Raw genomic sequence first — 7,120 nt, forward strand, 5'->3', positions numbered from 1 at the left:
TGCTTCCCCGGCTCGCAGATCGTGTGATCTGGGGCAGCACGTCGTCGCAGAACAGGTGCAGGCTGCGCCAGCCCTCCTCCAGCGGCATCCCGCCCACGAGCGGATGCAGGACGAGATTGTCGAGCCCCTGTGCCACGCACTCGTCCGGTGTGAGGACCCGGTAGACGCCCTCGGCGCGCAGCTCGTTCACCGTCGTCGCCGTCGAACGCACCGCCGAGCGGATGCCGGCCGACTGCCAGGAGGCGTACGTCCGCGCCTCGTGCAGGAAATGCCCGCCGTACGTCGCCCAGGTCCGGTCGGGGTCCTCGGCGAGGTGCAGGAGAGGGGTCTCGGCGGCGGGCATCATGGTCCAGCCCTCGGTGCCGTACTCGACCAGCCGCTCCTTGTAGTAGGCCTCCAGCTCGGGCAGGTGTGCGCTGGGGAAGAAGGGCAGGCCGAGGCGGGCGGCCCGGCGGGCGGCGGCCTTCGAGGAGCCGCCGACCAGCAGCAGGGGGTGCGGATCGGAGTACGGGCGCGGGGTGACCCGTACAGTACGGCCCCGGTACGCGAACTCCTCGCCGGTCCAGGCCTTCAGCACCGTCTCCAGCAGCTCGTCCTGCAGCCGCCCGCGCCGCTTCCACTCCACGTCGAACTGGGCGTACTCCTCCGGCCGGTACCCGATCCCCGCGACGGTCACGAGCCGTCCGCCGCTGAGCAGATCCAGTACGGCGATGTCCTCGGCCAGCCGCAGCGGGTCGTGCAGCGGGCCGATGACCGCCGACACGGTGACCGCGAGGTGCCGGGTGGCGCCGAGGACCGCTCCGGCGAAGGCGAACGGCGAGGGCAGCCAGTTGTTCGCGACGCCGTGGTGCTCCTCCGTCTGCACGGTGGTGATCCCCCGGTCGTCGGCGTACGCGGCCATCTCCAGGGCGGCCCGGTAGCGGGCGTGGAGGGAGGCAGGGGTGGCACCGGGCTCGACGAGGTTGAAACGGACGACCGTGACGGGCATGGGAAGGTCTCCCTTCACCGGGCGGGTGTGGAGGGGGACAGTAGCTGACGGAGTGTCAGACAGCCAGGGTCATGCTGATGTGTGCCTGACATGACGACGCCTTTGGAGGAATGCACAAGATGGGCCCGGCGGACCCTCATGGCTAATACTGGACGCGTTATGGAAATCGTCATCCTTGCTGTAGTCATCGCCGTGGTCGTGCTCGGCGCGCTCGGCGGGCTCATCGTCGGCAGCCGACGCCGCAAGTCGCTGCCCCCGCCGCCCACCACGCCCGACATCACCGCCCCTCCGGCCGAGCCGCACGTCGGCGACGAGGCCGAGACGCCGCGCGACGAACCGCGTCGCACGATCGAGGAGGTGGACCTCCCGGACGGCTCGGCCCCGGTCGCCGTCGAGGAACCGCCCCTTCCCGAACTCGAAGTCCCCCTCGCCCCCTCGATCGAGGTCCCCGAGCCCACCGCCGGCCGGCTCATCCGCCTGCGCGCCCGGCTCTCCCGGTCGCAGAACGCCCTCGGCAAGGGACTGCTCTCGCTGCTGTCGCGCGAGCACCTCGACGAGGAGACCTGGGAGGAGATCGAGGACACCCTGCTCACCGCCGACGTCGGCGTGCAGCCCACCCAGGAGCTGGTCGAACGGCTGCGCGAGCGTGTGAAGGTGCTCGGCACCCGCACCCCCGAGGAGCTGCGCGGCCTGCTGCGCGAGGAGCTGCTCACCCTGATCGGCCCCGACCTCGACCGCGTCGTGAAGACCGAGCCGGAGACCAGCAAGCCCGGCATCGTGATGGTCGTCGGCGTCAACGGCACCGGCAAGACCACCACCACCGGCAAGCTCGCCCGCGTCCTGGTCGCCGACGGGCGCAGTGTCGTCCTGGGCGCCGCCGACACCTTCCGGGCCGCTGCCGCCGACCAGCTCCAGACCTGGGGTGAGCGGGTCGGCGCCCACACCGTGCGCGGGCCGGAGGCCGGCGACCCCGCCTCGGTCGCCTTCGACGCGGTCAAGGAGGGCAAGGAGATCGGCGCCGACGTCGTGCTCATCGACACCGCCGGCCGCCTGCACACCAAGACCGGCCTCATGGACGAGCTCGGCAAGGTCAAGCGCGTCGTCGAGAAGCACGCCCCGCTGGACGAGGTGCTGCTCGTGCTGGACGCCACCACCGGCCAGAACGGTCTCGTACAGGCCCGCGTCTTCGCCGAGGTCGTCGACATCACCGGCATCGTCCTCACCAAGCTGGACGGCACCGCCAAGGGCGGCATCGTCGTCGCCGTACAGCGCGAGCTCGGCGTCCCGGTCAAGCTGGTCGGGCTGGGCGAGGGCGCGGACGATCTGGCGCCGTTCGAGCCGGAGGCGTTCGTTGACGCCCTTATCGGAGAGTGACCACCTACCAAAATTGGTATGTGCTCGAAGAAGCGCCCGCCTCCAGGTGAAGCTGGGGACGGGCGCTTTGTCGTGTACGGCTACGCGCGTGACCGGTGCGCCACGTAAGCGAGCGTCCCCAGCAGCAGCCTCGCCGCCGGTGGCTTCGTGGCCGAGTCCAGGTCGGGCGGGCGCAGCCAGCGGACCGGGCCGAGGCCGGCGCGGTCGGAGGGCGGGGCCGTGATGTACGTACCGGGGCCCAGGCCGCGCAGGTCGAGGCTCGGGTCGTCCCAGCCCATGCGGTAGAGCAGCGCGGGAAGCTCGGACGCGGAGCCGGGGGCCACCAGGAAATGGGCGCGGCCGTCCGGGGTGGCGGTGACGGGGCCGAGGGGGAGGCCCATGCGCTCCAGCCGGACCAGCGAGCGCCGCCCGACCGGCTCGGCGACCTCGATCACATCGAACGCGCGCCCGACCGGCAGCATCACCGCGGCGCCCGGCACCTCGGCCCAGGCCTCGGTCACCGCGTCCAGCGTCGCTCCGGCCGACACCTCGGACGCGAAGTCCAGCGGATGCGCGCCCGGAGCCCGGCACTCGGGGCGGCCGCAGGAGCAGACGCCCGCGGCGGCCCGGGCGCCCGGGACGACGTCCCAGCCCCACAGCCCGGTGTACTCGGCCACGGCGGTGCACTCCGACGAGCGGCCGCGGCGGCGCGAGCCGGACCGGATGTCGCGGATCCCTCGACTGCTGCCGATCGTGAAGCCCATGCCCCCTCCAACGGGTCCGGCGCACCGGTGGTTACGAGACGGAATCGGAATGTGACTCTGCGTCTCCGCCTTCCCGGTGCCGCGCGAATCCAGTCGGCGCCCGGAAGCGCCCCGGGTGGTGCGTCCGATGGCGCGCGCCCCTGTGTGCAACGCTGCGCTCACTCCTGTCCGTCCTATGTCAAGTGAATCGTCTGGAGGCGACCGGGAGTTCATTCGAAGGGGTGGCGAATGGTGGCGATTCCGGGATCGCCGTGGCTGGAGCGGTGATCGTAGGATTACTTTGAGTGCACGCCACCCGGGGCACATGCGCCGGTGGGTATGCCCGAGGCAAGCCGGTTGCTCGTTCGAAGAGGGAGAACCGCCGGACGGCGGCCGGATCGACGGGCATTCTGATAGGGCTTGGCGCACTTGGTGACAAGCGGTCTGAGGGATGGGGGCGTTCCAGTGGGCGGCAACGGCGGAAGCGGGATGAACGCTGAGAAGCGCCCGAATGAGCTGTTGGGCTCGTGGTTCGTGCGCAGCGGCTGGTCCAAGGGCGAGCTCGCGCGGCAAGTGAACCGCAGGGCGCGCCAGTTGGGGGCCAACCACATCTCCACGGACACCTCGCGGGTGCGCCGCTGGCTGGACGGGGAGAATCCCCGCGAGCCGATCCCCAGGATCCTGTCGGAGCTGTTCTCCGAGCGGTTCGGCTGCGTCGTCTCCATCGAGGACCTCGGTCTGCGTACCGCCCGCCAGGCGCCCTCCACGACGGGTGTCGACCTGCCCTGGACGGGTCCGCAGACGGTGGCCCTGCTCGGCGAGTTCTCGCGCAGCGACCTGATGCTGGCGCGGCGCGGCTTCCTCGGGACCTCGCTGGCCCTGTCGGCGGGCCCGGCCCTGATCGAGCCGATGCAGCGCTGGCTGGTCCCCGCCCCGTCCGCCCCGCAGCCGGAGCCCGCGTCGGTGCCCGCCACCCGCGCGCGCGGGCGGCTGTCCAGGCCCGAGCTGGACCTGCTGGAGACCACCACGGTGATGTTCCGCCAGTGGGACGCCCAGTGCGGCGGCGGTCTGCGCCGCAAGGCGGTCGTCGGCCAGCTGCACGAGGTGACGGATCTGCTCCAGGAGCCCCAGCCGGAGGCCACCACCCGCAGGCTGTTCAAGGTCGCCGCCGAGCTGGCCGAGCTGGCCGGCTGGATGTCGTACGACGTGGGGCTCCAGCCCACCGCGCAGAAGTACTTCGTGCTCGCCCTGCACGCCGCCAAGGAGGCCGGCGACAAGCCGCTCGGCTCGTACATCCTCTCCAGCATGAGCCGCCAGATGATCCACCTCGGGCGGCCCGAGGACGCCCTGGAGCTGATCCACCTCGCGCAGTACGGCAGCCGGGACTGCGCGAGCCCGCGCACCCAGTCGATGCTGTATGCGATGGAGGCCCGCGCCTACGCCAACATGGGCCAGCCCGGCAAGTGCAAGCGGGCCGTGCGGATGGCCGAGGACACCTTCACCGAGGCCGACGACTGGGACGAGGCGGACCCCGACTGGATCAGCTTCTTCTCCGAGGCGGAGCTGTACGGCGAGAACTCCCACTCCTTCCGCGACCTCGCCTATGTCGCCGGCCGCAGCCCCACCTACGCCTCCCTCGCCGAGCCGCTGATGCGGCGGGCCGTGGAGCTGTTCGCGCAGGACGGCGAGCACCAGCGATCGTATGCGCTCAACCTCATCGGCATGGCCACCGTGCACCTGCTCCAGCGCGAGCCCGAGCGGAGCGCCGAGTTCGCCGACCGGGCCATGACGGTCGCCAAGAAGGTCCGCTCCGAGCGGGTCAACACTCGTATCCGAAAGACCGTCGACACCGCCGCCCGCGACTTCGGTGATCTCGCCGAGGTCGTGGACCTCACCGACAAGCTCGCCGTCGAGCTTCCGGAGACCGCCGAGGCGGTCTGAGCACCCCGCCGAACCCCTGAACTCCGGCCGCGGCCGGCCCTCCCGAACTGCCCGACTCGGCTCCCCCATGCCAGGTCATCGGAAGGCCGGCCGCGGCCGGGCTGGGTTTGTGCTCGCTTTGTGCGCCTGAACCGGCGCCGCTCTCGCGGAGGTGGCCGGCCGCGGCTGGGGTCCCTCAACGGTGGTCATCGCCGAAGGTTGCGCCACGATAACGATCGGCTCGGCCGCCATCCGGCAGTTCATCAACGCGTAACACGCAGGGCGCCTTCGTCACCGTCGCGAAACAACGAGGGGCTTCCACCGAAACGGCGCTGCGCCAATCTCGTGGCCCATAACCGGCCCACCCCTCATGACCGCTCAAGGCTTCGCCCGCACGGGGCCGTATCCAACGACGAGGAGACGCCGATGGCACCAGCCATCACGCTTGCCGCAGAGACGGAGCTCTCTGCCGCCAACACAGGCTTCATGCTCATCTGTTCCGCCCTGGTGATGCTCATGACTCCGGGCCTGGCCTTCTTCTACGGAGGCATGGTCCGCGTCAAGAGCACCCTGAACATGCTGATGATGAGCTTCATCAGCCTCGGGATCGTCACCATCCTGTGGGTGCTGTACGGCTTCTCCCTCGCCTTCGGCACGGACTCCGGCAGCATCATCGGCTGGAGCTCGGACTACGTCGGCTTCACCGGGATCGGCACCGCAGACCTCTGGAGCGGCTACACCATCCCGGTCTATGTCTTCGCCGTCTTCCAGCTGATGTTCGCGATCATCACGCCCGCCCTGATCAGCGGCGCCCTCGCGGACCGTGTGAAGTTCACGGCGTGGGCGCTGTTCGTCGCCCTGTGGGCCACGGTCGTCTACTTCCCGGTCGCGCACTGGGTCTGGGGCACCGGCGGCTGGGCCTTCGAGCTGGGTGTGATCGACTTCGCCGGTGGTACGGCGGTCCACATCAACGCCGGTGCCGCGGCGCTCGGCGTGATCCTCGTCATCGGCAAGCGGGTCGGCTTCAAGAAGGACCCGATGCGCCCGCACAGCCTGCCGCTGGTCATGCTCGGTGCCGGTCTGCTGTGGTTCGGCTGGTTCGGCTTCAACGCCGGCTCCTGGCTCGGCAACGACGACGGCGTCGGCGCGCTGATGTTCGTCAACACCCAGATCGCCACCGCCGCCGCCATGCTGGCCTGGCTCGTCTACGAGAAGCTCCGCCACGGCGCGTTCACCACGCTGGGCGCCGCCTCCGGTGCCGTCGCCGGTCTGGTCGCCATCACCCCGGCCGGTGGCGCGGTCGACCCGCTCGGCGCGATCGCGGTCGGCGCCATCGCCGGTCTGCTGTGCGCCATGGCCGTCGGCCTGAAGTACAAGTTCGGCTACGACGACTCGCTCGACGTGGTCGGCGTCCACCTGGTCGGCGGTGTCCTCGGCTCCCTGCTCATCGGCTTCTTCGCCAGCGGCAAGGGTCAGTCCGAGGTCGAGGGCCTCTTCTACGGCGGCGGTCTGGAGCAGTTCTGGAAGCAGTGCGCCGGTGTCTTCGCGGTCCTCGCCTACTCCCTGGTCGCCTCTGCGATCCTCGCCTTCCTGATCGACAAGACGATCGGCATGCGGGTCTCCGAGGACGATGAGGTGGCCGGTATCGACCAGGCCGAGCACGCCGAGACCGCATACGACTTCAGCGGTGCCGGTGGCGGCGCCTCCCGCACCGCCTCCGCCCCCGCGCCGGTTGCCGAAGCTGCGAGCAAGAAGGTGGACGCATGAAGCTCATCACCGCCGTCGTCAAGCCCCACCGGCTCGACGAGATCAAGGAGGCCCTCCAGGCCTTCGGAGTACACGGTCTGACGGTCACCGAGGCGAGCGGCTACGGTCGTCAGAGGGGCCACACCGAGGTCTACCGGGGCGCCGAATACACCGTCGACCTGGTCCCCAAGATCCGTATCGAGGTGCTGGCCGAGGACGACGACGCCGAGCAGCTGATCGACGTCATCGTGAAGGCGGCCCGCACCGGCAAGATCGGTGACGGCAAGGTCTGGTCCCTCCCGGTCGAGACGGCCGTACGGGTCCGGACCGGCGAGCGCGGACCGGACGCGCTCTGACACAGAGGAACAGG

The 7,120-nt window shown here is 70.5% G+C and carries 6 protein-coding genes; 4 read left to right on the forward strand and 2 right to left on the reverse strand.

All coding sequences use genetic code 11. The features are described 5' to 3' along the window. On the reverse strand, positions 1-988 hold a 988-nt coding region (locus tag ACTWQJ_RS43065), incomplete at its 3' end, for an LLM class flavin-dependent oxidoreductase (RefSeq protein ID WP_443311855.1). Positions 989-1,147: 159 nt separating this feature from the next. On the opposite strand from ACTWQJ_RS43065, the gene ftsY reads away from it, so the two are divergent. Continuing rightward, the gene (ftsY, locus tag ACTWQJ_RS43070; RefSeq protein WP_443311856.1) at positions 1,148-2,362 is read left to right on the forward strand and encodes a signal recognition particle-docking protein FtsY; all 1,215 of its coding nucleotides are present in this window, start codon (positions 1,148-1,150) and stop codon (positions 2,360-2,362) included. An 80-nt stretch (positions 2,363-2,442) separates the two neighbouring features. Here the strand turns inward: ftsY and ACTWQJ_RS43075 are convergent, their stop codons facing one another. Further along, positions 2,443-3,105, reverse strand: coding sequence for a bifunctional DNA primase/polymerase (locus tag ACTWQJ_RS43075; RefSeq protein WP_443311857.1), 663 nt, complete (start codon positions 3,103-3,105; stop codon positions 2,443-2,445). A 444-nt stretch (positions 3,106-3,549) separates the two neighbouring features. Here ACTWQJ_RS43075 and nsdA point away from each other — a divergent pair, with 444 nt between their 5' ends. The 3 genes from nsdA to ACTWQJ_RS43090 all read left to right on the forward strand — a co-directional run bounded on the left by nsdA (position 3,550) and on the right by ACTWQJ_RS43090 (position 7,106). After that, a complete protein-coding gene (gene nsdA, locus ACTWQJ_RS43080; RefSeq protein WP_443311858.1) occupies positions 3,550-5,025 on the forward strand; it encodes a transcriptional repressor NsdA in 1,476 nt (491 codons plus the stop codon). Between the two features lie 405 nt (positions 5,026-5,430). Next, positions 5,431-6,771, forward strand: a complete 1,341-nt coding sequence (locus ACTWQJ_RS43085) for an ammonium transporter (protein WP_443311859.1) — start codon at positions 5,431-5,433, stop codon at positions 6,769-6,771. Further along, positions 6,768-7,106: a P-II family nitrogen regulator gene (locus ACTWQJ_RS43090; protein ID WP_003997576.1), complete on the forward strand. Its 339-nt coding sequence runs from the start codon at positions 6,768-6,770 to the stop codon at positions 7,104-7,106. Before ACTWQJ_RS43085 ends, ACTWQJ_RS43090 begins: the two co-directional genes overlap by 4 nt. Positions 7,107-7,120 lie beyond the last annotated feature (14 nt).

The organism is Streptomyces sp. KR55, assembly GCF_052245645.1.
Taxonomy (GTDB): domain Bacteria; phylum Actinomycetota; class Actinomycetes; order Streptomycetales; family Streptomycetaceae; genus Streptomyces; species Streptomyces flavusporus.